Genomic DNA, 23,649 nt, shown 5'->3' with positions numbered 1-23,649 from the left:
GAAAGGAATTCAGAAGGGGAAATTTCGGGATTGTTAGATTTTGGAGTCGTCATGACTAATCCTACCTATTTAAAGTTGGCTTTTGGTTTGTTTTTGGTATTAGAGTGCGAATAACGCAGCGGCGTTTGCAGAGGTGGTCGCAGCAATTTGTTCAAGTGATAATCCACGGACTAAAGCTTGATGTTCGGCTACGCCCTTCACAAACCCGGGCTCATTGACCTTACCACGAAACGGTATGGGTGTCAAGAAGGGCGCATCTGTTTCTAGTAGTAATTTATTCAACGGTATGGACGAAAACATCGATTTTTGCGCTTCATTTTTGGTGAATGTGCTGATTCCATTCACGCCAATGTATAAATTGCGCTTTAGCGCCTCTTCCAAATGCTGTTTCGTATCCGTGAAACTATGCAGCTCGCCGCGAATACCCTTGAAGTTGTCGAGTATTGGCCAAAAGTCAGAAAACGCATCGCGAACATGAAAAATAATCGGCAGGTTATGCGTAAGAGCTAAATCAATCTGACCCTCTAGGGCTTTTATCTGCACATCACGAGGGCTATGCGTGTAAAAATAATCCAGACCAATCTCGCCTATAGCTACCGGCTTTTTCTGGATATGAGCGGTTATCTCTTCCCAGCCATCTTTCGTGTCATGAGGGTGAACGCCAATTGCGGCAAATATACCTTGCCTGGTTGAGGCGAATTCCACAGCCCGCTTTGAACTTTCTTCGCTTGTACCGACACAAATCATCTTTTCAACGCCCACTTCAGAGGCACGTTTTATAACCTCGTCCGCATCTAACGGATAGTCAGCTTCGTGAATATGACAATGCGTATCAATCAGCATGGTTTTACGCCTTTGGCGCGTGAGGGTCTGGCGTATGCAGATAAACTTTAGGGAACAATACGCCTTCAACTGGCACAATGACACCGCTGTCGAACATTTTGTGAATCTTTTCCGCGGTCCCGGGAAGAAAAGGTATAAGTAGGTCGGCGACCTGTAAAAGTGTCCCGACGGCATGAGCAAGAACCTCGGCTAGATGAGCCTCGGCTTCGGGGTCGGTTTCGCGTTTTTTAGCGATTTCCCATGGTTTAACATTCTCGATAAACTGGTTTAATGAACGAACATTCACCCAGATCTCATCAACAGCCTTATTGAAATTGAGTGATTCCATTGCTTGGCGGTATGGTTGCATATCGTGCTCTCCACTTGGCGCTTCACCAATAACACCTGCTTGATACCTGGTAATCATACTGGATACGCGCTGTACTAGGTTGCCAAGATCGTTTCCAAGTTCGGTGTTGTATGCCGTTTCAAATTTTTCCCAGGTAAAATCACCGTCATCAAGCGTAGGAATATGCCTTGAAAAGAAAAAACGGAAAGCATCTAACCCGTACTGGTCAATAATTTCGTTTGGATCAACCACATTTCCGACCGTTTTACTCATCTTGGCACCACCGACATTCACGAATCCGTGAACAAGCAGCTTTTTCGGAAGCGGAACATCAAGCCCTAGAAGCATTGCCGGCCAAATTCCTGCATGGAAACGAAGGATATCTTTACCGATCACCTGCACTTCTGCTGGCCAGTATTCTTTCCATTCTTCGTGGTCCGGGTAGCCAAGCACTGTAATATAGTTGGAAAGCGCATCTAACCACACATACATAATCTGCTCGGGATCACCTGGAACGGGTACTCCCCAGGAAAGACTCTTCTTAGGACGTGAAATACTGACATCCTGAAGGCCGTCTTTAATAAGCTCCAAAAATTCCTTCTTACGGAATTCGGGCACAATTTGCATGCGCCCCGTTTCGATTGCTTCGCGGATTTGATCGGTAAATGCGCTCGTTTTTAGATAATAGTTTTCTTCACTTACACGCTCGTACGGGGTTTGGTGGTCAGGGCAAATACCTCCCGTAGATTCAACTTCTTTATCGGTAAAGAAAGCCTCATGGCCCATGCAGTACCAGCCTTCATAGCTCCCTTTATAGACATACGGCTGTAATTTTTGCCAGATATACTGAACGGCGCCAACGTGGTGCGGTTCGGTCGTACGGATAAAATCCGTAAAACTAGCATCAATTTTTCTCATTAACATTTCAAAGTTAGGGTACATTTTATCAGTATATTCTTGAGGTGTTATCCCTAATTCGGCAGCTTTTGAAGCGATCTTGTTGCCGTGTTCGTCGGTTCCCACCTGGAATCTGACTTCATGTCCATTCTGTTTTTGATAACGTGCCCAAATGTCAGCAATTAGATAATCAAGAGCGTTACCGATGTGCGGGCTACCGTTGACGTAAGGAATAGCAGTCGTAATGTATAGTTTTTTAGCCATTGCTTTTTATTATAACAGAGAGGTTTATTCGTGCATCATCGCGACAATTGCAAAGCGTCCATCCTCTTCACGGTTGCCTGCTAAAAACTGACTATGCGAAAAATAGTTTTCGTTTGTTGCCGTGTCGATATCGCTTAATTCAATATTTTGGCGAGGGATATTCGCAGTCAGCAGTTGCTCAAGGATTGCGTCCTGAAGGCTACTGTCGTTGAGGGTTTTAAGCGGATATGTTTCTTGTCCCACAGCCGGGCTAAGCCAAACTTTCATATCATTCGTATCGGTATCAAACTGATCTATAAAATACTGGATGCTTTTTGTTGCCCCTTGTTGCTCGGTACTATGCCGGCCAAGATGCGAAACCATTAGAATATGCTGCTTGGAATCGTAAATAATTGCACCTACGCAATCAGCAAGAGGTAGAAATAAGGCATGGCCAGGCTTTGTGACAACGAGCGCATCCGCAACAAGCTCTGATGTAGCGTCAAGCATTCCCTCGGCTTTATCAACGTCACTTATAATTTTATAGCGGGCAAAGTGTTCGACGTTTTCGTATGTTACCCGAACAAGCGTCGTATGCTCTGGATCAATATCTGTTTTCTTTAGAAAAATAACGCGATTTTGTACTGTTTTAGCATGATCGCCTTTTGAAAAACTCATATTGCCATCATTCCTAGACGAGACAGCAGCAACGACGTTATCAGCAAATATTTTTGGTTGGTCACCTGCTATCATGCGGTGGCTCTTGCAACCCTGACCCAGTCATCAAGTGATAAACTCTCAGCGCGAGTGTTTGGGTCTATATTAGCTTTTTTCAGTAATTCTTCGGCTTCTGGTTTTGAAATACCCAGCCCCCCAGATAAACTACTCCGGAGCATTTTACGTTTTGCCGAGAATCCGGCTTTGACCACGCGGAAGAAATCTTTTTCGGAAATATCCGTTAAAAAGGGTTGTTGTCTGGTCTTTAAGATGACCACCTGTGAATCAACTTTTGGAGGTGGCGTAAAGAATTCGGCAGGCACAACATCACCGAGCGTAACATCTGCAAATAATTGAGCGCTTATCGCCAGGATACTCATATCACCAGGTTTTGCCGCTAGCCGCTCGGCAACTTCTTTTTGGATCAACAAAACGGCAATACTCGGTTTGTTTTCGGTAGTCATTAAAAGCTGCACGATTTTACTCGTGATATAGTACGGAACGTTTGCAACGACTTTGTAATCGGCTGGCAAGCCCGAGAGATCAAAGGAAAGGATATCACTTTGGACTACGTGCAGGTTTTTGCCAGGGAACTGTGCGGGAAGTTTACGTGCTAGCTCTTCGTCAAATTCAACGGCAATAACGCCCATGGACTGACGAAGAAGGACAGAGGTGAGCGTTCCCAGTCCAGGACCGATCTCAAGCACGGTATCCGTATCTTCTAACTCCGCACAATCCGCAATGTGCTCAAGTACGTCACGATCTTTTAACCAGTGCTGTCCGAGAGATTTTTTAGGTGCAGACATTAATTAATTCCCATTATTGTTAGTCCAGTCAGTTGCAAGGTCAAAGCCATCTGGGTGTACTGCGGCAAAACCACCCGTATCGTACACCTTTCCAAGCCCCATACTTGTTTCTACCACCGTACAACGCGGGTAACGGCCGTAATTTGCCGCTACTAGAATATAGCCGTCACGGTCGATCTTAGCACCGTCAGCGCGGACACTATAAGTGCCGCCGCCACAGGCATTTATGACGACATTCATTGGTAAATCGTAGTAGGTTTCACGATGACTCACCCCTTGGCTATCCGTAAAATAGGCCGCGCCCTTTGACTTGCTTAGTGGGTTGCTTGGTTTATTACCGACAAGCTCGACTTGCTTTACCGGATCGTTACTAACGACATTCTGAATTTCCTTGCGGCTGATTTCTCTGCCATCTTTTGCGTCAATCTCGTATGTGACAAGACGCGTACCCGGCTCGCCCTTGGTTTTAATTTCGTGGTAACCAACAGGACGGTCCATATCAAGAACTTTCTGGACAACAAACGGCACTGCTTGTTCTTCGGTTACCGTTTGTACACCGTTACGCCAGATCTCTACTGTCGTTCCTGCTGTTATTGGCACGTTTAGGGATACGGAGACGGTATCATCACTTGCTAACTTAATGCTTTTTTCTTTTATCATTGCCCCGACAGTCTTACCTTGCGTGTACGCAGTGACCTTTTTGCCGTACAGCATAAGGGTAAATTCGGTTGCGCGGGTAATTTCTAACCGCACCCCGGTACCTTGGCTAACGATATCGGTATTGGCTTTTATTTCCGTAATATCCTCGTTACGGAGCGTGACATCGGCGCTACTCACAATCTGTTTAGCCGTGCGGTATGCCGACATAACTTTAATACGCGTTTCGCCATCGACAATCGTGACTGGCCGGGCCCGGTAGACATTCGCCTCGTAGTTATTTGCCTCAAGCTTTTCGTCAAGACCAGGTTCGGTAATATCGTTCGGGTCAACGGGAATCTTAGCCTCTGCAAGAGCTTTGCGCAGAGTCGTCTGACGGGTCAAAAGTCCCCGGTCGACCCCGTTATCATGTACAAGAATAAGCCGCTTACCAGATTCGGGGTTAGCAGATTCTGCATGTACGGTATTCACTAGCACAAGTCCTAAAAGAGCCACCGCAAGGCAGCTCATAGCGGCAACAAGTATCTGCCGGCTAAAGGGTTTCGTTACGTTTAACATTAACGGTAGATATCCTGTAGGCCCTGGCTCTTTGAACAAGATGGCCAAGGCTGCCATCCACGTTTTTGATATGTCAGCCAAGCTTTTTCATCTTGCAATGCCGGAGGTGCATCTGCAGGATCGTAGAATCCACCGTAGTTTGCCCAAGTTGAGTAGTCGTATTGGTATGCCCCTCGGTACTTTGGATTCTTTTTGTTGGCATAGTTACCGCCAGATTCACAACTGCGAAGGCGAGCCAAGGCGCCAGCAAAATCACCACTGAATGTATTCGTCAGTTTAGATCCTACGATTTCAACTTGCTTCACAGACTTCTTCGTCTCGACACTCTGAATAACGGATCGGTTCTCTTCTTTGCCGTTCTTCATAGCAAGCTCATAGGTAACCGTCTTCTTACCCTTTTCGCCTGGAGTTTTCACTTCTTTGTAACCGACTTCGCGTGCAGAATCTTGCACCTTATCGGTATCAAATGGAATTTCCTCTTCCTGCGTAAGTGTCTGTTTGCCATTACGCCAGAGCTCGATGATCAGACCAGATTTGAGCGGGGTAGATTGGACCACGGACAATGTATCGTCTTTGGCAAGCGTCACCTTCTTTTCTTCTAGCATTTCACCGACAGTAGCGGCTTGCGTGTATGTCTGCGTTTGTTTGCCATATAGTACAAGAGTAACGGGTGTTGCGCGGTCAATCGTTAAGCTAACGCCGGTTCCTTCAGAAACAAGATCGGTATTTGCCGCAATCTTTGTAAGGTCTTCGTCCTGTAGCACCATACCAGCTTGTTTGACAATCTGAGAAGCCGTGCGATACGGCGACATAACCTTGGTGCGGATAGCCCCGTCAACGATAGTCACTGGACGCGCACGATAGATATTGGCTTCGTAGTTATTACCGACAAGCTCCTCATCGAGGCCTGGCTCGACAGTGTCATTTACATCAAGGTTAATCTTTGCCTCAGCGAGTGCTTGGCGCATCGTCGTAGCCCTTGTCAGAACACCTTTATCCTGACCATCATCGTGGATGGTGATCAGACGTTTACCAGATGCTACCGCGGCGTCTGGTGAAACGGCGTACGTACGCGTCGCCATAACAACGCCCAAAATTAAAATCAAAAGACAGCTAGCCGCGATAATAGCACCGTAAGGGGTTCTGGTTTTCTGAATAAGTCTGTTCATAAATAGGTAACACCTCACGTGGTGCACTGGATTCAATTATAGCAAAATTGACAGCACGTCGCTAGTGATGACGCTTAAAGCTTCTCGAGTCGAGCGTATTCTACATTCAATTTTTTAGTGCTGCCGCCATCAAATTTTACGGTCACGGCCATGCCGTCAATATCTACAATCTCACCTCTTCCGAATTGCGCCGAACGAACATTATCGCCAATATCAAAGCTCGGCATATCAAAGAATTCATTGTCATCTTTTGGTGTCATAAACGACGGAGGTGGCGTCGCCATTATTTCATGACCCATGTCACTTAGAAACCGTGATGGCTGATTATAACCGCGCTGGCCAAATTGCAGGCGGCTTTGCGCATACGTAAGGTGCAGTTCTTCACGTGCGCGGGTCATACCCACGTAGCATAGACGACGCTCTTCCTCTAATTCACTCGGGCCGGCCTCATAGATACGGGAGTGTGGAAACATCCCCTCTTCCATACCAACCATAAAGACAACAGGGAACTCCAGACCTTTAGCCGCGTGAACGGTCATTAAGGTTACCTTTTGCTCGTTGCCATCCGTATCGGCACTGGACATAAGCGCAACTTCTTCGAGGAAATCCGGTAAGGTCGCGAACGATTTAGCATCCGAGATTAACGACCCGATGTTTGACTCACGCTCTTCTGCTTGCGGCGTTCCGTCTAATAAGTATTCACGATAACCCGTTTTATCGATGAGGTATTGAATGATATCGCTTGGAGCCATATCGGCCTGTTGCTTTGCTTGTAGAGTACGGAGTATCTCACCAAACTTCGCCATGGCCATCTTGGCCCGTGGAGTTAGACTGGTTGTCTGTTCAACATTCACTAGGGCGGAAACGATATCGAATCCGCTATTTGCCTGCCATGTGAGGAACTTTTCCAGGCTTGTTGCGCCAATACCACGGGTTGGAACATTAACAATCCGGCTAAAACTCATACGATCATTTGGTTGATACAGTAAACGTAAGTACGCGATAACGTCTTTGATTTCTTTGCGGTCGTAGAACCTTACGCCGCCAATAATCTGATAGGGGATATGTTGCTGCAATAAAGACCGTTCCAGGCTATAGCTCTGCGAGTTCATACGGTACAATATGGCAAATTCCCCGTATTTACGCGCGCCGATAGCCTCCTGTGCACTAATACGACCTGCAACCGTGTAAGCCTCTTCACTTTCATCATATACGGGATGGACTTGAACGGGAGCGCCAGCTGGTTCTGTCGTCCACAGCTTTTTATCCGAACGCTGGACATTTTTGGTAATGATATTCTGTGCCGCTTCCAAAATCGCACCCGTATTTCGATAGTTCTGTTCAAGTTTGATGATTTTCGCACCAGGGAAGTCACGTTCAAAATTGAGAATATTAGTAAAATCGGCACCTCTCCATGAATAAATCGACTGCCAATCGTCCCCAACTACGCAAATATTTCGCGTTTCACCCACTAAACTTTTGACGATAGCGTACTGGGCGGCATTGGTATCTTGGTATTCATCTATCAGAATATGCTTAAACTGCGCACGCCATTTCTTGCGTACTTCCGGTTGTTCCTGAAATAGACGGACTGTTTCAATCAATAAGTCATCAAAATCAAGAGCGCCTGCTTCTTTACGAAGTTTTTCGTATAACGCATAGATCTTAGCCACGGACTGTTGGAATGGATAGCTGCTCGAAGCCGCATAGCCTTCCGGATCTAACAACTCATTCTTTGCGTTCGAGATGGCGCTACTTACTGCCCTTGGTTTGATCTGTTTATCCGCAATGGATAATTGTTTCATCGCCTGCTTGATCAGCCCTTGTCGGTCATCCTCGTCATAAATAACAAAGTTCGACGAAATACCAATTTTATCACCGTCAAGTCTAAGTAACCGCACGCAAACACCATGAAACGTTCCCATCCATGGCATGAAATTTCGAACCGATCCGTCCTGTTGCAACAAGTGGCCCAGCCGTTCACGCATTTCGCGCGCAGCCTTGTTCGTAAAGGTTACAGCTAGAATTTCATTAGGCCAAATTGCTTCGTGAGAAATAAGGTAGGCAATACGGTGAGTTAATGTTTTTGTTTTACCACTGCCGGCACCGGCAAGAATAAGCAGCGGCCCAGACGTGGTTTGCACCGCCTCGGCTTGGGCGGGGTTTAGGTCTTTAAGAATATCCATTATCTCTATTATACGTGTTTTAGTGTTTTTACACGAGGTTAACTGTAACTTCTATTCCTTTCTCTAATTTTTTATGGTATAACAATACAGATTATGACTACCGAATATACCCCAAGGCTATGGATACCAGGTCAAGAACACGACCTAGCTGATGAATATCCTACTGCAACTCAAGCAGAATTGACTAAAAAATGGCAGGAGTATAATCCTGATGCTGATATAGTTGACGCGCCAGGTGTATATGGCGTTATGTCCATGCCCCATGAAGCACCGCGTGCTTATGTCTCTTTGGACGTATGCGGAGTGATGAGAGATACGCATTTAGCAATTCGAAGCCTTATTTTCGCCAACGAAGAACGTTTTAACGGTAATATCCATCAATATGCTGCCGGTACGTGTCTAGAAAGCGCAGCAGATATCAAAAACGTACTACGAGTTATGATGACTAAAGGTCTGGTGAATCCCGTTCCCGGCATCGAAGAAATTTCTGACATTATCGAAGAGGCCGCAGATATGGGCGCATATGTCTTCGCTAATACATCGACGCTACCTGGTTGCGAATTAGGCACGATTGATTTTTTCAAACAGCATATTCCAGTCGGGTTGCAGGGTGTCGCATTTCCGCGTAATCACGACGGCACCCTCCCTATAACAAAAGGTCATGTAATGAGTAACGTTATCCAGAAGTTTCCGAGCGCCAGTGATCATATTCTTGCTATTAAAATTGATGATAGTCCACATCATAATGTTGCTGCGCGCGTAGAGGTAGGCAAACTCCCCAATAGCGAAGTTATTACCATCATGCCTGAATATCCAACTCATTTTGAGCCCGATCACGGTAGTATCATGACTCCGACACCTCTCGCGGCATTTCAGGCAATGCGCAAGGTCCTTAAAGATCACCTAGCGTAAGCTAGTCACTTGTTCAATCTATATAACCCTTAAAAAGTAGAGAGCGGCACCGGCTCCTGCGCCGATCAGCAGGATTAATACGATCCAAATTACCCACAACCAACCTGATTTCTTTTGGGCTGGATGCGCAAGAGGCTTATGATACGTGTCCGTATCATAAATTGCACCGTTCTTAGGATCACCGGTGTTTGGTTCTTCCTTGTATTGTTGAGCAATCGAGGTTGGACCGGTAAATGCCGGTTCGTCGTCTGTAGTTGCTTCTAAAAGAGCTGTAGGAGGAGAGGTTTCCGATTTGGTTTCTTGTTCTGGCTCTTTAGGCTCTTCCTGAGTGGATTCTTGCAGTTTTGCCGCTTTTGTCGTCGAACCGGATTCGATTGCGACTAAATCACCCTGCAGTTCAGGTGGGAGGTCTTTTTTCGTTTCACTTGGAGAAGGTGGTAATTGATCTGACGGGTCATCGACAGTCAATTCAGTTTCAGTATCACTTACGACTGGTGTATGATCTGGTTCGGGTGCTTCGATATCCAGTGATGTCTGGCCAGATCCTAAAGGCCGTTTGTCAACCTTCGTGCCAGATAAGAATGGGGAAGTGAGCGGTTGTAAATCATCGGATGCAGGAGCAGTCACTGCTGTTTCACTGCCCTCTTCTAATAGCGGCATAGGATCAGGTTGATCAACTATCACTTCGGGTTGGCTTGGAGCTGAAGGCTTGGGAGTTGATATATCAAGAGGGTCAGGCCAATCACTCGTAGGAGCCGAGGTATCAACAGAAGTAACCGGTGGAGTTTCTTTTTCAATCACAGGAGGATTTGCGTCTAGCGCAGGTGCTGGGCTTGGAACGGAAGGTGCAACGTCTTTAGAGGAAACACTACTTTTTACCGGTTCGATAGTAACGCCTTGGCGTGAAAAAGGTTTCGTTGAAGCCGGTTTGTCCTTCTTCATATCTGAAGAATGATGAACGACGTCCATAAATCGTCCGCCTCGGCGTGTCGCAGGCGGGGTGAGAGACCTTGCTTGAGGCGCTGGAGTAGTTGTTGCCGCAACAGGCGCTACGAGCTCGGTAACGCTACTTGAGGCAGGCGCGGCAGTATCATCAGGAAGCGTTGGACTAATTGATAAAGTTTTCGTTTGATCGTCATCGCTCCCCGAAAGATCGCTTTTAGGCACATCATTCATCAATGTATTGACTGCCCTATCAAGTTCATCAAAATCTAAATCTTTCATTCCCCACCCCTATTTTTTAGCTACTGCTGAACCATTATGTGCCTGACTAACAATTTCACTGAATGCACGAGCGTCTAGACTCGCGCCTCCGACTAATAATCCATTAACCCCATCAATTGCCAAATAATCAGCGGCACTGCTTGCCGTTACGCTCCCACCATATAACACTCGTATATTATCTGCCGGTGTTGGTCCGTAAAGGTGTTTTATTTGGCTACGAATGGCCTTAACGGCCTTAATAACATCATCAGGAAGTGCGCTAACGCCCGTTCCGATTGCCCAAACGGGTTCGTATGCCACTGTAATCTGCTCAAGATCTTCACTTGTTACGTTCGCAAGACCGCCCAGCAATTGATCGTGAATGACATCGTTCGTTTCACCGTCAGCCCGTTCGGTTGCGGTCTCGCCGATACACAAGATCGGTTTGATATGGTTACGAATCGCAGCCTGTACTTTGTTGCGGACATCTTTATCCGTTTCACCGAAAATATGACGGCGTTCAGAGTGTCCGATAATCGCGTAGTCGGCTACTCCTTTTAATTGTGAAGCCGAAACTTCACCAGTGTATGCACCATGATCACGCCAATAAAGGTTTTGGACAGCCAGTTTAAACTGGCGGCGATCAATCTGAAGGCTGAGCGATTGAACCGCTAAAAGTGTCGGCGCGAGCACGACATCGACATCGCGATGAGTGGCAATAAGCCCCGATAATTTATGCAGATATAAACTCGCCTCATGAGTTGTGAGGTTCATTTTCCAGTTTCCGACAATGAGTTTCGATTCTACAGCCATATCTCGCTTATGCTTCTTTGTTATTTTAAGTGTAGCGTACTTCTTTTCACGCGTCTAGCAAACTTTCGACTCCTGGCAGCTTTTCGCCAGCCATTAAGTCGAGGCTTGCTCCTCCACCTGTGGAAACGTGCGTGAAACTGTCACCCTTTCGAGCGTCCCAATTAAGCACGAAATCGGCAGTATCACCCCCGCCAATGATCGAAGTGATATCCGGATGAGTCGCGAGCGTCAGGGCAAGCCTGGCAGATCCATGCGCGAAGTTAGGCAGTTCGGCCATACCAAGCGTGCCGTTCCAGATCACCGTACCTGCATTTTTAACTATTTCGATCATTTGCTCAATGCTTTGGTCGCCCACGTCAAGCGCAATGTCATCCGCTCCCATTTCATTCGCTTTTACCAAACGTCGGGGCTCTGTCTCGTCGATCTTAGAAGCGACCGCCAGATCAACAGGTAAGATGAGAAAATCATCAACCTTGTCATCGCCGACCTTAGCGCGCGCTGTTTTATAAATTTCTTGTATTATATCGGTCTCATCAGGTTCGTATTTACTTTTTCCCATAGGAAAGCCTTTGTTGGCTAGAAACGTATTCGCCATAGCGCCACTAATAATGATGGTATCAGCCACCTTAATAAATTCATCAATGACTTTAATTTTATCGCTTACTTTCGCACCGCCCATAACCGCAACGAGGGGACGCTTTGGTGCTTTCATTGCGTCTGTAATCGTTGTGTATTCACGTTCTAGCAGTAACCCTGCGACACCTGGCAAATAATGGGTGATGGCCGACGTGCTAGCGTGCGCACGGTGCACGACGCCAAATCCATCCTGAACAAAGTAACGCGCGCCTGATGTCTCGGCAAGACTTTTTGCGAACTTTTCGTCGTTTGCCTCTTCCTCGGTGTAGAAACGAAGGTTCTCAAGTACTGTTACGCTTCGTTTGGGAGCACGTTTGATTGCCATCCTGGGTTTGTCGCCAATAGTCTGATCAATAAAGCGTACAGGCTCGCCTAGAAGCTCAGATAGCCTTAGGGCAGCAGGTTCAAGGCTTAGCTTTTCATCCCGTCCTTCGGGACGTCCCAAGTGACTAATAATGACTACCTTACAGTTATCAGCTAAGAGTTTTTTGATTGTTGGCAAAGATGCTCGAATTCGAAGATCATCAGCAATCGTACCGTCTTTATGCAGCGGGACATTGTAATCCGCACGTACAAGAACCGTCTGGCCGTGAAGTGGTACCGTATTAATTGTTTGCTTGAAAAATCCCATATTCCCCCACCTTAATTAAACTAGTGTTTATTTTAGCACGACGAGTGCCGGGTGACTACTGTCCGCCGTATCCGTAACCATACCCCGGATAATTGATATTCGGCTTGTGGTAATCGCTAATCTTTAGAGGCTCGGCACCCTTCTCTATTTGCGACTTAGTCGTGATGAATAATTCACTGTTGCCTTTTTGCATTAACAGATAGTCTTCTGTCATCCAGCCGTATGGGGTAAACTCACTCTTTGCTGCTAATTGTTTTTCATTCTCGGCATTTTTACCCCCTATAAACAATGTGTTTTTCCCATCGCGCGATTCAGACCAGAAGGTTTTCGCACCGTCAGGAGAAATCAAGAATGTTGGATACTGTCGGGTAAATGCACTGTCGTCACTAGGCATACCCTTCAGGTTTCCGTCCTCCAATTCGTAGAATTGAGCAGGCGCGCTGCCAATATTAACCGAATAATACACTTCTTGCGGTTTATATAATGCCGCATTAATAATAGGTTGTTGTTCAGCCGGAAAAGCCTTAAGGGTCTTTTTATTTGCGCCGTCAGGCGCAATGCTCGTAATTACCGTCTGCTTACCAGATAATGCATTCGTAAAGTACGAATTCATTGGTGACCATCTTTTTACGTATGTAATCTGATTATCAAGAATGTAGAAGTTGCTAAAACTTTCAAAAGCTCCGTTATATCGATCGTCTGTTCCAGCTGTTTCGTCAAGTGTGGCTAGCTGTTTATTCTCAGCATTGATACTCTTTAGGGCAGCTTTCTTTGCTTGCCAATACTGGACACTGTTACGGTTAACCGTGTATAGAAGCCTGTGTCCCGACCATCCAACCAATGAGAACGAAGCATCCCCTTGATCCATCACCGTCATACTACCGTCAGCCGTAGAAATAAGATAAAGTGCTGATGGCTTGCTAGCCTCGCGCTTAGCTTTTAGAGTAAGGTATTTCCAATCCCGTGATGCAAGCAGGCTCGTATCGTTATCATCCTCTTGCCCAGTACCCGTTACGATGACCTGACGGTCCGTACCGTCATAATTAGCCTTTACGACGTCAATCTTGCCACTTGCCTTTGAAAGGAAATACATCTTTCCAGACGGAACAAGTTGTTGTGTATTTGCTTTGCCTTGTCGAATAATAGCTGAAATTTTGTTGTAACTATCAGCTCCTATTGTCACCGCCAGACTTTGTTTCTCAGCTGGAATGATAACATTCGCGCTACCGGTTTTATCGGTTCGGGCCTGGTTGCCCTCGCCTGCATCAATTAATGCGCCCTCAACCGCATCGCCCGTAATACGGTTAGTGACCGTAATTTTATTTAGCCGGCCCGTTGCCTGCAAGGATGCATCGTAATTTTTGCCATTTGCAAATACGTCAACTGCCACATCCGTATTAGCGGCTTTATAATATTTCTTTTCAATGCTAAGGGAACGATTACCAACATGAACACTTCCTATTTTTGCCTGGCCGTTACTGTCAGTCTGCACTGACTTGCCGTCAATCTTGACGGTAGCCTGAGTAACTCGGCTATGATTTTGGCTGTCGTAAACAGTTACGGTGATTTTCTCTTGCCAGAACCAACCGACAAGAATAAAACGAGTCACTGGTACCAATACCAAAGCTACCAGGATCACCAAAACCGTCACGGGAAGCGTCCACTTTTTCTTACGCCAGTACGCCGCAAAAAATCGTTTCAATTTTGACTGTTTAGATACCTTTTTTTCCGTAGGCTTATCTGGTTTTTCCGTCGTTTCAGCTGCTTCGTCTGTAGGCTCGGTTATTTGTTCTGTCATCCCGCTTCTCCTTATTACATTCAGCATATCATCAGCTGAAGGTTTTAAGAATATGCTTATTCCAAAACACGAACGCGAATCGTATCGGTAGCGCCAACGAGGCCCGGCTGGCGTCCGCTCACAATGGCGACAGTAACAACTTCTTCATCACCAAAATAGCCGCTCGCCTTTAGTTCTTTAGCCAGTTCAAAACCTGCACGTTCACCGTCAGGACGGACAAAACTCTTGTTGGCATAGCTTAGTGCCAACTGCTGGGCAGCGCGGGCGCTGCTTGTCACACTAATGATAGGCAAACCGGGACGATGGGCGGCAATGTTTGCAGCAGTCGCGCCAGATTTTGTCTCGGCCACAATAGCATCTACCTTGAGTTGCTCGGCAAGGCTGACTGCGGCCGTACTAATCGCGTCTTGCTGGTGATTGTCCATTTGCACGACCTCTTGCAGCGGACGGATGGTCGCATGCTCCTGCGTATACACGATCACGCGCTTCATTGCGGCAACCGTTTCAAGTGGATAATTACCATTCGCCGTTTCGTCGCTCAACATTACCGTGTCCGCACCTTGGATCACCGCATTCGCCACGTCGCTCACCTCAGCGCGTGTTGGTTCGGGCGCATCAACCATACTTGCCATCATTTGCGTTGCAACGATACTTAACTTGCCGTATTTCCGGCAAAGCGCGACAATACGTCGCTGCACGATCGGGACAACTTCGGCGCCGGCTTCAACTGCAAGATCTCCGCGAGCCACCATAACGCCGTCGCTGGCTTTTACGATTTCTTCTAGCACGTCATCTTTTATGGCTGCCTTGGTTTCAATCTTAGAAATAACCTGCGCGTCAGAACCAAGCCCAATAAGGATTTGGCGAAGATTATTAATGTCATCAGCTGACTGCACGAAGCTAAGCGAGACGTAATCGAAGTCCTTCGTTACGCCATACTCGATATCTTTTAAGTCTTTTGGGGTCAGGATATCTCCACCGAAGTCAGTGTCAGGCAGGTTAATGCCTTTACGGCTCATCAGCATTCCTGGATTTTCAACAAGAATCTTAATAGCCGTATCACTTACGATCTCTATAACTTTGGTGCGAATCTTACCATCAAAAATGTAGATTGGCTCACCAACTTTTACCTTCGCGGCTAGGTTGTACTGAATAGGTAGCGTCAAACCACTATGCTCGGCAGCGTAATCAAGTATTAATTCATCACCTTTTGAAACAGGTGTGTTTTCGATTAGATTACCTAAACGAATTTTCGGACCTTGCAAATCCTGCAAGATAGCGACAGGTTTTTTTAGTTCTTCGCTCGCTTTTCGTACCCACTCGATGTGGCGATCGGCCGCTTCGAAAGTTTCATGGCTAAAGTTCAGCCTAAATCCGTTTACTCCCGCCACGGCAAGCGCCTTAACAGACTCGTAATTATCTGTTGCTGGTCCAACGGTTGCTAAGATTTTTGTTCGTTTAAATATTACACTCATGCACCAAGTGTAGCACTTTTACCTCTGTTATTCTAGGGTGATTACATCGTCTTCGACGAGTGAACGAAAATGCCAGATGCCCCGGCCTTCGGTTTTGTATGTCCAATAAAACCAACCGGCGGCATTTTCATATGCTTTTAGCTGTAGGTCGGCGTGATGCTTAAACGTATCTTTTTCCTGCGTTTTCGTACGCCCATCCAGGATTTTCCCCGAAAGGGTCACGCTCCATTCACCAATAATCACAGGCTGGTTTTTTTGAAGACGATCGATTAATTTACTACGACGCTGAACTTTCTTGAAATAACTTTCTAGATTATAGAGCCACGGAAAGAGTACCGTAAATTGGTACAAGTGGATATCCATCACAACGGGATATTTCGTACTGCCCTTTATCGCCCCCGACATAAGCCTAGGAGTAAATGCGTCATGGAATATAATATTCATACCTGGGCGAGCCGTCGCAGATAAACGTTTATAAGCATCCTTATAAAATGTACGAAGCTTGAAATGAAACAATCCGATTCGCGGCTCGTTTAATAGCTCAATTCCCCATACGTTTTCGTCGTTTTTATACCGTAGTACCAGTTCCTCTAATACGTTAATCGTCTGCTTGCGATATTCGCTATATTTGAACCATTCGCTAGGTCCGACTTTCCCGCTATGGTCATGGCCATTCTGCGAGCCTTTTGCTCCGTGCAGGTCTATAAGCACAAAAATGTTATATTTTTTAGCCGTCTCGACTGCCCAGTCTAGATATTTGATACCGGATTCATATGGCTTGTCATCTTTAATAATCCAGTAGCCGATTGGAATACGGACCGCGTTTATGCCATTCCCCGCCAACCATTTGAAATCTGCTTCAGTAATAAATTCACGTCGGTGTTTATCGATTTTTCCTACCGCACCCGTGGTTTTCATGAATGAAAATTCATCAACTGCGTCTATCCCCTTAAAAAGTGATGGTGTCATCCATTTTTCAAGTAAAAGCCATCCCCCGAGGTTAACTCCGCGCAAGAAGCGTTTTTGGTTCACCTTAATTTTGAACTGAGTAGTCAACGGCTTTTAATTTATAGCAGTTCTTGCCTGCCGTATGATTGGTAGACCGAGGGTATGATGAGTATCCGTCATTACTTAGCGTGGAGTAAGAAGAGTAGGAATCTTCGTTCGCAGCATATTTAAACACACCGCATAATTCGTAATAGTATGTCTTATATGATGATTGCATACCTTTTAAGTCATCGGCTGGTTTCGCTGCTGGCGGTGTTGTATTTGGCGTATACGTAACCAAGCCCCTGTTGGCCAAATCCTTAGTAGTATCCCAGTTACGAGCCCCGTATATTGCCCGGCTATCGATAATCTGGTTGATATCCTTAGGAAGCGTATGGCTGTTTGCCGTGAAGCTGCTAATGGCCGTACTTACGGTAGTTAGCCCTTCACTCACTGCTCGGTCATCTTTAGTCATTGCCGTTGCGGCAACAGGACCTACGATGCCCCATACGCAAACACCTAGGACAATGATACTCATGACAATTCTATAAATAAACCTTAGTTTGCGAATTTCGAATGGCTTGACCGTACGGATTAGCGTTAAAACATACAGCACGAACATGCTTGTCGCGGTAACAAGAATAACTTGTGGGCTCGTATGATATCCGGACAGAAATATATTCACAAAGCTAAACACGGCCGCAATAAGCGTACCGATGGCAAAAAGAGCAAATAGAACCGCATGGATCACCATAATAACTGATGAAGCGCCTTTTTTATGTTCAACTTCTTGCCGTGAATAAAAGATATCGCAAAGAAGAGAAACCGGCAGCAGCACTAAAACAGCCGCGATCCCGTAGGCAACAGGTTCTTGAAAAGAATTCGCTAGCCGTCCACCCTCAAACACGAATGTCGCCGTGATAGATATGAGATACGCAACACCTACAATCGTCCACCCCCATAGTGCATAGGTAAGCCACTGAAGAACCATCGTCCCGGACGTACTCGGATTATCCGTTGATCCTTCGGGTATTGCCTGAGCTAAGGACGGCTCCTTTACTTTTGCTTTTTCGGAAAGCGCTTCAGTCGGGGTAACTTTTTCACTAGTTGAGTCGCTAGATAGGTCTTTATCAGAATTCATTTTGCCTCACTTACGTTATTGGTTGACTTACTCTAACCCAATAATACAATAAAGGTCTTCCTACCTTAAGGCTTAAGCTTTGAGATAGTCAAAAATAACTCTCGATCAACTGACTGTACGGCCTGCAAAACACTGTAGCCCGCCTCGTTAAGCAGATTGACACTCTCTTGGTCAGAATACTGCCGTGACCACCATAAACGAATAGTATCGCCTTTTTGCAGCTCTACCGTTTTCTTAAACTTCTCAACCTTAAACTCAAGTGAAAAACCCACCTTTAACCGAATCTGTATATACCGAAGCTTTCTATTTTCATCATATGCTTGTTCTGCCTCATAGAATGACTCTTTAATATTAAGTAGATCAGGTAGCATTTTATGTCGAAAACTAAGCAACGTTGCGTCAGATTTTATATTAAAATCGAAAAAACCACGCGACTGATCAGTATCTCTTTTGTGAGAGATGAAGAGAAAATCGCTCTTTCCCATACTGTCGTGGAGCGTTTTAAAGGTATGGCCAGGATCTCGGAAATTCACGATTGGCCCTGCCACAAAGAAGATAAGGTTCGCCGTCTTAGAACTATCCGCTCCAAAGCTATCCTGCGCTAAAATATGACCGAAAGTCTCATGGCGAATATCTATAAGGTGTTTCTCTACTATAAAAGTGTCCTTGAACCATTTTTTAGTATTTTGTTCTGATATATCTAGAACATCCGGACTAATGTCCATCATAATAAACCGCTTTAATTTTCCAGATTTTCGGATATGACCTAGCACCTCACGCACCGCAAGGTTGTTCCCAATGCATATATTTACTACATTTACATATTTGTATGACCCTATAATCGCATCTATATAGGGAAGGTTGAGATGAAGTGTTTCGACTGTGTTAGTGAGCAAATTGCCCTTCCCCGCATTGTATAATTCGTACAAATACTTGTCCCAGTATTTAGCTGCATCACCAAAATAAGAATAATGCCATGATAGCTCATGATATTTATCTAATGAATTAGCTATCTCTATAATTTGACGAGTCGTATATAAATCGTAAAATTTTTGTGAAGGACTCAGAATTTTATGAGTGCGATTATTGCGATACTTTTTCCCTGTTACAGCAAGTTGAGCGAGAAGATAGTTATTTGCAACTGAGTCAGCGATATATTTTTTTTCATTTTCCTCATATAGCTTCAAGCCCAGCTTTTTATTACTACTTGCAGCAATCCAATTACGCACAGTTTTATCCGAAACATTATAGCGTAGGGTTAATTCACTGTTTTTGTAATACTTCATAATAAGCCTTTACTATACCACATTATACCCCGATTCGATATATGTTCCTTTGATTATTGGTATCGTACATGAAAAAAGATGCTATATCGCTATTTTATAGTTGTATGTTCCTATAAAATCTTGTAACATACAATTAACATAGCTCGTTTTTACATAAGTTAAGTGACGAAAGGTAGAGTCACAATGACAAAAACTTCGCAGTTCAAGGCAGCTAAGAGGAATGATTCAGGAACAAGTGCACTATACTCAAGAAGCCTCAGTCCAGGTGAGCAAGATCGTGTGTCGCTCGGTAATTTTACAGCTAATCTTCCCCCTAAGGGTTTTGTCATCCATATTAACCCCGATCCCGGACCAGACGCTATCATTACGCAAGTAGCAAAGATTGGGACAGAATGGCAATACGAGCTCGTACTGCATATCGCTAACTACGGTAACGTTACACTAGATGTGGAGGTATGGCCGCTGTAAAATTGGGTTCACTATTAGAAACACTGTCCTACGATTGGTTAAGCTCTTGTTTTGTTTCTATACCAGAGATAGATAGAAAATACTGACGGTCCTTGGTCAAACTTGAATGTAACAGTGTGAAACCGGTTTTTTCAAATTCAGAGACAATCTCAAGGACAGTTTGGTGCCATGCTCGCCAAAGTAAAATCGTGTCACCTTTATCAAGCTTTACATCACGTTCACTGTTCTCGAATTTAAAGCTTATTGTAAGCGCAACTTTCAGCCGTACGTGAATATATCGTATTCGCTTCTCATTATTAAAGCCCATTTCGACATCATAAAGTGATTCGTCTATGTTAAGGAGATCGAAAATGAAACTATATTTAGGAGAGAGAGCACTAACACCAGGATCAGCGTTCACATCAAAATAGCGACGATCAGCTTCAGTATCAGGCTTATCCGTGTAGATTAAAAGATCATCCCGACCTATACTTGCGTAGATAACTTTTAGCAAATCGTAAGGTGCCTGAAAGTTCATAGGAGTAGCACCTAACAAGAGTGCTAGATTGATAGTTTTATCTGCATCGCTGTCGAGCATATCATCTACAAGGACGTCATCAAACCGCTCATAAGTTATGTCTCTTACGTAGCCCTCAAACTTAATCTTATCGCCAAACCATTCTTTAATGTTTCTCTCAGCAATACGTAACATTGATTCACTAATATCTATAGCAATATATCGATGCAGTACACCTCTTTCTAGCAGATGTGCGAGTAAATCTCTCACGGGGACGGCATTACCGGGGCCAATATCAATCACATTAACCCGGCTATGGCCCTCGAGAAGCGAATCTATTGCACCAAGATTAGCTTTCATGAGTTCGACGGTACTTTTTAGAAGACTCGGGGTCTTCTCTTCCCACATACGATCTGCAAACTTTTCCCAGTTTGTTGCGCCACCATCGAAATAATTATATTGTCGAGGTATTTCTTTATGAATATTAAGACTAGAGATTATATCAAGGATTTGCTTGCGACTGTAGAGCGTATAGAACTGTAGAGTAGGGGTAGCAACTTTATGGTGAAGAGTATTACGGTATTTTTTGCCTTTTTCCACGAGTTGTTCAAGGATCATCACATTCTTAGCAGTATTCTCAATGTATGTTCTACCGCTAGATTCATATAGTTTTAGATCAAGTTTATTTTGTTTTACAGCGTCGATCCAATTATGCACGGTCTTTAAAGACACATGGTATCTGTCAACGAGTTCGGAATGTTTAAAATAATGCATAATATATAATTTCTTTCGCCTTCTACTATTGTATGTTACACCAAAAACGTGTAACATAAAAGTAAGCAGCGCGCTTGCTTACCCATCCAATTGTCGGGTACTATTGTACCTTATCTATTGTGTTTTTCTAAGTCCATTTACAAGCTTAAAAATGTAATTGTAACACCTTTCGAAGTGTATGTACATACTTTCCCTGAAGAAAGTCACTTCCCAGGGTACTTACTAAGTTATGAAAGGTGATGCTTATGATGCTAAACACATCGCAACCAGCAACGTCCACAGAAAAACTGAAAACAAAGAGTCAAGCTTCGCACCATGCGAGGAGCGCGAATCCTGAAAAGACACCTATCGGTAAAGTGGAAGTAAAAGCGCATGGTCAACCTCGCATATCACTCGGTAACTTTACAGCAAACAATCCCCCTAGAGGTTTCTCGATCCATATCACCCCCGATCCGGACCCCGAAGCGATTGTAACCCAAGTAACAACTCTTGGTTCGGACAAAGAATATGAGTTGATACTGCACATTGCAAATTACGGCAACAAGACAGTCAACGCCAAAATCTGGCCTCTATAAAAAATTCGTTCGTCTCCAAATAGCTCGGCCACAGCAGGCATCGAGCTATTTTCTTTTTAAAATCAACTAGGTATGGAAACACCCCCGTCGAGGGTGCTCCGTTTTTCAGGTGCATCTCCTCTCGTGAGGGTGTGAATGGGTAGCTAGTCGATTTCGCGAAAGAAGAACGACTGGCCGGCAGCGCGCTGAGCCTCGAGAGCCTCGACGCCCGAGAAGGCGACGACGATGGTGCCTCCTGGGCTGATGACACTGCCGTAGTAGACGGTATCATCATGCTCGAGCAACTCGGGGTACATGCTCTGAACGGCACGAGACGATTTGCCCGTCCGCTGGCTGATCTCCTCCTTGCCGGTCGCGTGCTCCTCGTACTCGTGCTGCCACGTACTGCGGTCTCCGAAGTCGCGGGTCGCGATGGTTTCCCATCCGCCGTTGACGACGGTGGACACGCGCAGGTGTCCCGCGTGCCGCTTGGCGACGGTGCGAAGCACGAAATCGATCGACGGCATTGCCATGTCGATGGCCTGGCCGACCATTTTCTTGGTCAAGAAACCGGACACTACTTGCCTCCCTGGCTGATCTGGAATTACCAGAATCCTTCCGATGCGATTGGATAATGTATTTTAGAATATAAATAATATTATGTCAACTAGAGAAAGGTCCTAAGACCTCTAGGAAACTCACCAAGTAAAACACCCATCGGCGAGGATGGGTGTTTTACTTGGTGATCTTTACGTCCCAAATGTGGAACACCGTATGGCCAAGCTTAATGCGAATGAGTGAGCGACTTAAAGAATTAGGTATTAAGGTTGAATAAATGACAGCTTGAATTTAATCAGTTTGGCTCATACACTAAAAATCAGATGACTAATACTGAACACGAATTTACAGAACAGTTACAGGGCCTACTAAAGGAAGCCTACGAGGAGATACTGGCGCCTTATGACATGGAGGAGTTTGTCGAACTGCTTGCCGCAGGACGAATGCTGCGAAGCAGACTAGCTTTGGCTACAGCGGGTGAACCTTCGACTCCTCTGCTTGAAAAGTGCGTTGCTTTAGAGATGCTTCACACCTCTACTTTGGTTCATGACGATATTATTGATAAAGCAAACATGAGACGTCACTATACTACTCTGTCTGAAGGAAGGGGTATCGAGCAAGCTCTCATGATAGGCAATATATTGTCGAGTCATGCGCTGTTGCTTGCTTCAGCAGCTCTTCAGCGTCACTTTATTATGACTATTGATAGAATAAACATTGCACAACAAACTGAACTACACGAGAGGTTTCGTCTCACAAAAACAATTGCCCAATGTATCGCAGCATATAGTGGCAAAACATCAGCAATGTTTGAGTTAGCAATCCAGGTTGGTCACGATACATCGCCTGAACATCACACGAAACCAGATAAGGTTATCCAGGCAGGACACAACTTGGGTATAGCGTTTCAACTCGTAGATGACGCGGAGGACGTCGAATCGTGGCTTAATCGAACAATACGGAATGGTCGATCGAAGCAAGCAGAATCTGACATTGATCTAGGAAATTACACTACTCCCACGATATTTGCAGCGCAGCTCGCTGCTAAGAGATTGAAGCGTGGCCTCGGCGATACGGACTTGGAGAGAATTTCACACGATGAATGGATTCAGGGAATTACTCACACTCGAGATATAGCGACTAATTACATTAATAAGACAAGTGAAGATATCCAAATAGCCCAAGAAGATGTTGCTCTAAATCCTCTTGCGACACGTCTTGGTGAGTGGATTGCTCCGTTAAGTAAGTCGCTCATGGGAAAGAGTATCGATGAGACCTTGGCGGTAGCGCATCCGGCTAAAAGAGATACAGTTTAACACATGAGTGGGCCATTTTACTATACATGCTCACCTCACGCCATGCGGGAAAAATAAATCGTGGAACACTTTACAGAGACAGTGTTTTGATAAACAATAAGCTCCGAACTCTGTCGAAGCTTATTGCCATCTGGAAGGTGTTCCCAGAATAGTGAAAATGATGTCGTGGTGACCCTGCCGGACCAGTTTTGGAACAC

21 protein-coding genes are annotated in these 23,649 nt (G+C 45.2%); 4 read left to right on the top strand and 17 right to left on the bottom strand.

Annotation, left to right across the window (positions count from 1 at the left end):
* Positions 1-99 precede the first annotated feature (99 nt).
* The 7 genes from VK497_02335 to VK497_02305 form a co-directional block, all read right to left on the bottom strand.
* On the bottom strand, positions 100-843 hold the full coding sequence (locus VK497_02335) for a TatD family hydrolase (protein ID HMI09213.1): 744 nt from the start codon (positions 841-843) through the stop codon (positions 100-102).
* Positions 844-847: 4 nt separating this feature from the next.
* The gene (gene metG, locus VK497_02330) at positions 848-2,332 is read right to left on the bottom strand and encodes a methionine--tRNA ligase (protein ID HMI09212.1); all 1,485 of its coding nucleotides are present in this window, start codon (positions 2,330-2,332) and stop codon (positions 848-850) included.
* A 24-nt stretch (positions 2,333-2,356) separates the two neighbouring features.
* Positions 2,357-3,064 carry a laccase domain-containing protein gene (locus VK497_02325; GenBank protein ID HMI09211.1) on the bottom strand — a complete coding sequence of 236 codons (708 nt, stop codon included), beginning with the start codon at positions 3,062-3,064 and terminating at the stop codon, positions 2,357-2,359.
* The gene (gene rsmA / locus VK497_02320; protein HMI09210.1) at positions 3,061-3,834 is read right to left on the bottom strand and encodes a 16S rRNA (adenine(1518)-N(6)/adenine(1519)-N(6))-dimethyltransferase RsmA; all 774 of its coding nucleotides are present in this window, start codon (positions 3,832-3,834) and stop codon (positions 3,061-3,063) included. The genes VK497_02325 and rsmA overlap by 4 nt, the downstream gene beginning before the upstream one ends.
* A gap of 3 nt (positions 3,835-3,837) precedes the next feature.
* Positions 3,838-5,049: a ubiquitin-like domain-containing protein gene (locus tag VK497_02315; protein ID HMI09209.1), complete on the bottom strand. Its 1,212-nt coding sequence runs from the start codon at positions 5,047-5,049 to the stop codon at positions 3,838-3,840.
* Positions 5,049-6,218: a ubiquitin-like domain-containing protein gene (locus tag VK497_02310; protein HMI09208.1), complete on the bottom strand. Its 1,170-nt coding sequence runs from the start codon at positions 6,216-6,218 to the stop codon at positions 5,049-5,051. Before VK497_02310 ends, VK497_02315 begins: the two co-directional genes overlap by 1 nt.
* 74 nt (positions 6,219-6,292) lie before the next feature.
* Complete coding sequence (locus VK497_02305) at positions 6,293-8,404, bottom strand: UvrD-helicase domain-containing protein (protein HMI09207.1); 2,112 nt, start codon at positions 8,402-8,404, stop codon at positions 6,293-6,295.
* A 93-nt stretch (positions 8,405-8,497) separates the two neighbouring features.
* Between VK497_02305 and VK497_02300 the strand changes: the two genes are divergently transcribed.
* Positions 8,498-9,316 carry a hypothetical protein gene (locus VK497_02300; GenBank protein HMI09206.1) on the top strand — a complete coding sequence of 273 codons (819 nt, stop codon included), beginning with the start codon at positions 8,498-8,500 and terminating at the stop codon, positions 9,314-9,316.
* Positions 9,317-9,334: 18 nt separating this feature from the next.
* Here the strand turns inward: VK497_02300 and VK497_02295 are convergent, their stop codons facing one another.
* The 8 genes from VK497_02295 to VK497_02260 all read right to left on the bottom strand — a co-directional run bounded on the left by VK497_02295 (position 9,335) and on the right by VK497_02260 (position 19,286).
* Entirely contained in the window at positions 9,335-10,540 is a 1,206-nt protein-coding gene (locus VK497_02295; protein ID HMI09205.1) for a hypothetical protein, read from the bottom strand.
* 9 nt (positions 10,541-10,549) lie between these two features.
* Positions 10,550-11,332: a triose-phosphate isomerase gene (tpiA, locus tag VK497_02290; protein HMI09204.1), complete on the bottom strand. Its 783-nt coding sequence runs from the start codon at positions 11,330-11,332 to the stop codon at positions 10,550-10,552.
* A gap of 46 nt (positions 11,333-11,378) precedes the next feature.
* Positions 11,379-12,599, bottom strand: a complete 1,221-nt coding sequence (locus tag VK497_02285; protein ID HMI09203.1) for a phosphoglycerate kinase — start codon at positions 12,597-12,599, stop codon at positions 11,379-11,381.
* Between the two features lie 55 nt (positions 12,600-12,654).
* Positions 12,655-14,397, bottom strand: a complete 1,743-nt coding sequence (locus tag VK497_02280) for a hypothetical protein (protein ID HMI09202.1) — start codon at positions 14,395-14,397, stop codon at positions 12,655-12,657.
* A gap of 56 nt (positions 14,398-14,453) precedes the next feature.
* On the bottom strand, positions 14,454-15,872 hold the full coding sequence (gene pyk / locus VK497_02275) for a pyruvate kinase (protein ID HMI09201.1): 1,419 nt from the start codon (positions 15,870-15,872) through the stop codon (positions 14,454-14,456).
* Between the two features lie 27 nt (positions 15,873-15,899).
* The gene (locus tag VK497_02270) at positions 15,900-16,928 is read right to left on the bottom strand and encodes a cellulase family glycosylhydrolase (GenBank protein ID HMI09200.1); all 1,029 of its coding nucleotides are present in this window, start codon (positions 16,926-16,928) and stop codon (positions 15,900-15,902) included.
* Entirely contained in the window at positions 16,906-18,000 is a 1,095-nt protein-coding gene (locus VK497_02265) for a DUF5671 domain-containing protein (GenBank protein ID HMI09199.1), read from the bottom strand. The genes VK497_02270 and VK497_02265 overlap by 23 nt, the downstream gene beginning before the upstream one ends.
* A gap of 65 nt (positions 18,001-18,065) precedes the next feature.
* Positions 18,066-19,286, bottom strand: coding sequence for an L-histidine N(alpha)-methyltransferase (locus tag VK497_02260; GenBank protein ID HMI09198.1), 1,221 nt, complete (start codon positions 19,284-19,286; stop codon positions 18,066-18,068).
* A 183-nt stretch (positions 19,287-19,469) separates the two neighbouring features.
* Between VK497_02260 and VK497_02255 the strand changes: the two genes are divergently transcribed.
* Positions 19,470-19,754 (top strand): hypothetical protein, encoded by a 285-nt coding sequence (locus VK497_02255; GenBank protein ID HMI09197.1) that lies wholly within the window; start codon positions 19,470-19,472, stop codon positions 19,752-19,754.
* 28 nt (positions 19,755-19,782) lie between these two features.
* On the opposite strand, the gene VK497_02250 is transcribed toward VK497_02255, so the two are convergent.
* A complete protein-coding gene (locus VK497_02250) occupies positions 19,783-21,024 on the bottom strand; it encodes an L-histidine N(alpha)-methyltransferase (protein HMI09196.1) in 1,242 nt (413 codons plus the stop codon).
* 245 nt (positions 21,025-21,269) lie between these two features.
* Between VK497_02250 and VK497_02245 the strand changes: the two genes are divergently transcribed.
* Positions 21,270-21,599, top strand: coding sequence for a hypothetical protein (locus tag VK497_02245; GenBank protein HMI09195.1), 330 nt, complete (start codon positions 21,270-21,272; stop codon positions 21,597-21,599).
* A 143-nt stretch (positions 21,600-21,742) separates the two neighbouring features.
* Here the strand turns inward: VK497_02245 and VK497_02240 are convergent, their stop codons facing one another.
* Positions 21,743-22,156 (bottom strand): hypothetical protein, encoded by a 414-nt coding sequence (locus VK497_02240; GenBank protein ID HMI09194.1) that lies wholly within the window; start codon positions 22,154-22,156, stop codon positions 21,743-21,745.
* 303 nt (positions 22,157-22,459) lie between these two features.
* Between VK497_02240 and VK497_02235 the strand changes: the two genes are divergently transcribed.
* Positions 22,460-23,452 (top strand): polyprenyl synthetase family protein, encoded by a 993-nt coding sequence (locus tag VK497_02235; GenBank protein ID HMI09193.1) that lies wholly within the window; start codon positions 22,460-22,462, stop codon positions 23,450-23,452.
* Positions 23,453-23,649 lie beyond the last annotated feature (197 nt).

The organism is Candidatus Saccharimonadales bacterium (genome assembly GCA_035317825.1).
Lineage (GTDB): Bacteria > Patescibacteriota > Saccharimonadia > Saccharimonadales > Saccharimonadaceae > DATHGB01.
This window is presented reverse-complemented; position numbering and strand designations above follow the sequence as displayed.

Excerpts from the sequence above, each read along its gene's own strand:
- VK497_02335 (HMI09213.1), bottom strand. The coding sequence starts at position 843 with ATGCTGATTGATACGCATTGTCATATTCACGAAGCTGACTATCCGTTA.
- metG (HMI09212.1), bottom strand. The coding sequence starts at position 2,332 with ATGGCTAAAAAACTATACATTACGACTGCTATTCCTTACGTCAACGGT.
- VK497_02325 (HMI09211.1), bottom strand. The coding sequence starts at position 3,064 with ATGATAGCAGGTGACCAACCAAAAATATTTGCTGATAACGTCGTTGCT.
- rsmA (HMI09210.1), bottom strand. The coding sequence starts at position 3,834 with ATGTCTGCACCTAAAAAATCTCTCGGACAGCACTGGTTAAAAGATCGT.
- VK497_02315 (HMI09209.1), bottom strand. The coding sequence starts at position 5,049 with ATGTTAAACGTAACGAAACCCTTTAGCCGGCAGATACTTGTTGCCGCT.
- VK497_02310 (HMI09208.1), bottom strand. The coding sequence starts at position 6,218 with ATGAACAGACTTATTCAGAAAACCAGAACCCCTTACGGTGCTATTATC.
- VK497_02305 (HMI09207.1), bottom strand. The coding sequence starts at position 8,404 with ATGGATATTCTTAAAGACCTAAACCCCGCCCAAGCCGAGGCGGTGCAA.
- VK497_02300 (HMI09206.1), top strand. The coding sequence starts at position 8,498 with ATGACTACCGAATATACCCCAAGGCTATGGATACCAGGTCAAGAACAC.
- VK497_02295 (HMI09205.1), bottom strand. The coding sequence starts at position 10,540 with ATGAAAGATTTAGATTTTGATGAACTTGATAGGGCAGTCAATACATTG.
- tpiA (HMI09204.1), bottom strand. The coding sequence starts at position 11,332 with ATGGCTGTAGAATCGAAACTCATTGTCGGAAACTGGAAAATGAACCTC.
- VK497_02285 (HMI09203.1), bottom strand. The coding sequence starts at position 12,599 with ATGGGATTTTTCAAGCAAACAATTAATACGGTACCACTTCACGGCCAG.
- VK497_02280 (HMI09202.1), bottom strand. The coding sequence starts at position 14,397 with ATGACAGAACAAATAACCGAGCCTACAGACGAAGCAGCTGAAACGACG.
- pyk (HMI09201.1), bottom strand. The coding sequence starts at position 15,872 with ATGAGTGTAATATTTAAACGAACAAAAATCTTAGCAACCGTTGGACCA.
- VK497_02265 (HMI09199.1), bottom strand. The coding sequence starts at position 18,000 with ATGAATTCTGATAAAGACCTATCTAGCGACTCAACTAGTGAAAAAGTT.
- VK497_02260 (HMI09198.1), bottom strand. The coding sequence starts at position 19,286 with ATGAAGTATTACAAAAACAGTGAATTAACCCTACGCTATAATGTTTCG.
- VK497_02255 (HMI09197.1), top strand. The coding sequence starts at position 19,470 with ATGACAAAAACTTCGCAGTTCAAGGCAGCTAAGAGGAATGATTCAGGA.
- VK497_02250 (HMI09196.1), bottom strand. The coding sequence starts at position 21,024 with ATGCATTATTTTAAACATTCCGAACTCGTTGACAGATACCATGTGTCT.
- VK497_02245 (HMI09195.1), top strand. The coding sequence starts at position 21,270 with ATGATGCTAAACACATCGCAACCAGCAACGTCCACAGAAAAACTGAAA.
- VK497_02235 (HMI09193.1), top strand. The coding sequence starts at position 22,460 with ATGACTAATACTGAACACGAATTTACAGAACAGTTACAGGGCCTACTA.